Below are 3,058 nucleotides of genomic sequence, written 5' to 3' on the forward strand. Positions count from 1 at the left end.
GGGCTGCAGCACCAGCGCGCGCGCCAGCGCGACGCGCTTCTGCATCCCGCCCGACAGCGCGTCGACGCTTGCGTCGACGTCCTGCAGGCCGATCTGCGCCAGCGTCATCGACACACGCGTGCGCCAGTCAGCAGGGCTTCACCTTGCCCGGCACGACGCTCGTCTGCGGCGACAGCCACACCTCGGCGCACGGCGCGCTCGGCGCGCTGGCGTTCGGCATCGGCACGAGCGAGGTCGAGCACGTCCTCGCCACCCAGACGCTGCTGCTCGCCCAGTCCAAGACGATGGAGATCCGCGTCGACGGCACGCTCGGCTTCGGCGTCTCGGCCAAGGATGTGGTGCTCGCGATCATCGGCAAGACCGGCGCGGCGGGCGGCACCGGCTATGTCGTCGAATATACCGGCGAGGTGATCCGTGCGCTCTCGATCGAGGGGCGGCTGACCGTCAGCAACATGTCGATCGAGGGCGGGGCGCGCTCGGGCCTGATCGCGCCGGACGAGAAGACCTTCGACTACCTCAAGGGCCGTCCGATGGCGCCCAGGGGCGACGCCTGGGAACAGGCGGTGGCATGGTGGAAGACGCTGCCGACCGATCCCGGCGCGCAGTACGACCGCGTCGTCACCTTGAACGGCAGCGACATTGCGCCCTCGCTCACCTGGGGCACCAGCCCCGAGGACGTGGTCCCGATCACCGGCGTCGTGCCCGACCCCGAGAGCTTCGCAGACCCCGCCAAGCGCATCGCGGCGCAGAAGTCGCTCGACTATATGGGCCTCGCCCCCGGCACGCGGATGCAGGACATCGCCGTCGAGAACATCTTCATCGGCAGCTGCACCAACAGCCGGATCGAGGATCTGCGCGCCGCCGCCGATGTGGTGAAGGGCCGCCATGTCGCCGACGGCATCCGCCAGGCGCTGATCGTGCCCGGCTCGGGGCTGGTCAAGCGCCAGGCCGAGGCCGAGGGGCTCGACCGTATCTTCCTGGAAGCAGGCTTCGAATGGCGCGAGCCCGGCTGCTCGATGTGCCTGGCGATGAACCCGGACAAGGTTCCGGCCGGCGAACGCTGCGCTTCCACTTCGAATCGGAATTTTGTAGGGAGGCAGGGTCCGGGGGCACGCACCCACCTCGTCTCACCCGCAATGGCGGCGGCGGCGGCGGTGACGGGAAGGCTCACGGACGTGCGTGACCTTGTAGGGGGATGACCAGTGAAGCGCGTATTGGTGTTGCTGGTGGCGGGTACGGCATTGAGCGGAGCCGCGGCGGTCTATGCCGCCGCGAACGTCCAGGCGAGCGAACCGGCGGGAGCGAAGCCGGCTGCTGCGAAGGGCGCGGTGCGCCGCTGATCCGCGCGCGCCGGCGCGTTGCCGGGCGCGATTTGGTTCCTGCGCGGGTGCGGCGTATCGATGCGATGCGCCGCCCGGGAGGACCGTCATGTTGAAAGCCCTGTTCGCTGCAACCGCCGCATTGGCCTGGACCGGCCAGGCCGCGCCGCCTGCGCCCGCGATCCAGCTCCACGCCTTCGAATGCGGCAAGCTGCAGGAAGACCTCAGCTGGTATAACGACGCCTTCGCCTTCGACGGGCAGAAGCGCGAGTTCGTCGCCGGCTGCTTCCTGATCCGCCATCCCAAGGGGCTGCTGCTCTGGGATACCGGCCTCACGCCCGACCTGATCGGCAAGCCCGCGCCCGAGCAGAGCCTGACGACGCGCATCTCCGATCGCCTCAAGTCACTGGGCCTCACGCCCGCTGCGGTCACTCATGTCGGGATCAGCCACTATCATCCCGACCATACCGGCGGCGCGCGCGACTTCCCCCATGCCGAGCTGCTGATCGGCGCGCGCGACTGGGATGCGGTGAAGGGCTTCAAGGACGATGACGATCGCGCCGTCCCGCTCGCCCATTGGCGCAGCGGCACCGGCAAGGTCCGCGTCGTCGCGCGCGATCTCGACATATTCGGCGACGGATCGGTGCAGATGCTGGCGATGCCCGGCCACACGCCGGGCCATGCCGCGCTGCTGGTCAAGCTCCCGCGCACCGGCGCCGTGCTGCTCAGCGGCGACGAATATCATTTCCGCGAGAACCGCGCATTGCGCGGCGTTCCCAAGTTCAACACCAGCCGGGCGGAGACGCTCGCGTCGCACGACCGGTTCGAGGAGATTGCAAAGGTGCTGAAAGCCAAGGTCATCATCCAGCACGACGCGCGCGACCTCGCGCTGCTGCCGGCCTTCCCGAAGGCGGCCGAGTGATGGAGCCGGTCAAGAAAGTCGAGGGCGGTGCCTATCCGTGGGGCGCCAAGAATATCGACACTGACATCATCATCCCGGCCCACTGGCTCAAGACGATCAGCCGCGAAGGCCTCGGCAGGGGCGCGTTCGAGAGCGTGCGAGCCGAGCCCGGCAACATCTTCGACGACGAGCGCTATGCCGGCTCGCCGATCCTGATCGCGGGCGAGAATTTCGGCTGCGGCTCGAGCCGCGAGCATGCCGCCTGGGCGCTCAAGGACATGGGCATCACCGCGGTGATCGCGCCGAGCTATTCGGACATCTTCTCGGGCAACGCCTTCAAGAACGGCATCGTCGCCGTGGTGCTGCCGCAGGAAGCGATCGACCGGCTGGTCGAGGTCGCCAAGACCGATCCGGTGACGATCGACCTCGAGACGATGACGGTCACCACGCCCTATCAGGACCGCTTCGAGTTCGAGATGGACCCGTTCCGCCGTGATTGCCTGATGCAGGGGCTGGACGAGGTCGGCCTGACGCTGGCAAAGGATACCGCGATTTCGAAATACGAATCGACGGTCGCCGAACAGCGCCCGTGGATCGCGCGGGAGAGAGCGGATGAAGGCCTTGCTGTCGAATGAAGTCGGCGGACCTGAAACTCTAACGCTAGGCGAGCTGCCCGATCCCGTCGCCAAGCCCGGCGAGGTCGTGGTCGCGATCAAGGCCTGCGCGATCAACTATCCCGATGTCCTGATCATCGAGGACAAATACCAGTTCAAGCCGCCGCGTCCGTTCGCTCCCGGCGGGGAGATCGCCGGCGTGGTCGAGTCGGTGGGGGAGGGGG

Annotated in this window: 5 protein-coding genes; all 5 read left to right on the plus strand. The window is 68.0% G+C overall.

Translation table 11 applies throughout. From position 1 onward, the window contains the following. The first annotated feature begins 68 nt into the window (after nt 1-68). Nucleotides 69-1,199: a 3-isopropylmalate dehydratase large subunit gene (leuC, locus tag ABDV68_RS18690; RefSeq protein WP_343521599.1), complete on the plus strand. Its 1,131-nt coding sequence runs from the start codon at nt 69-71 to the stop codon at nt 1,197-1,199. 3 nt (nt 1,200-1,202) lie between these two features. Beyond that, the gene (locus ABDV68_RS18695) at nt 1,203-1,340 is read left to right on the plus strand and encodes a hypothetical protein (protein WP_343521600.1); all 138 of its coding nucleotides are present in this window, start codon (nt 1,203-1,205) and stop codon (nt 1,338-1,340) included. Between the two features lie 88 nt (nt 1,341-1,428). Beyond that, nucleotides 1,429-2,241 carry an N-acyl homoserine lactonase family protein gene (locus ABDV68_RS18700; RefSeq protein ID WP_343521601.1) on the plus strand — a complete coding sequence of 271 codons (813 nt, stop codon included), beginning with the start codon at nt 1,429-1,431 and terminating at the stop codon, nt 2,239-2,241. Continuing rightward, nucleotides 2,241-2,855, plus strand: coding sequence for a 3-isopropylmalate dehydratase small subunit (leuD, locus tag ABDV68_RS18705; protein WP_343521602.1), 615 nt, complete (start codon nt 2,241-2,243; stop codon nt 2,853-2,855). Before ABDV68_RS18700 ends, leuD begins: the two co-directional genes overlap by 1 nt. Next, nucleotides 2,833-3,058, plus strand: a 226-nt coding sequence (locus ABDV68_RS18710) for an alcohol dehydrogenase catalytic domain-containing protein (protein ID WP_343521603.1), incomplete at its 3' end; no start/stop codon positions are given. The genes leuD and ABDV68_RS18710, both read left to right, overlap by 23 nt.

This window comes from Sphingomonas sp., assembly GCF_039595165.1.
GTDB lineage: Bacteria > Pseudomonadota > Alphaproteobacteria > Sphingomonadales > Sphingomonadaceae > Sphingomonas.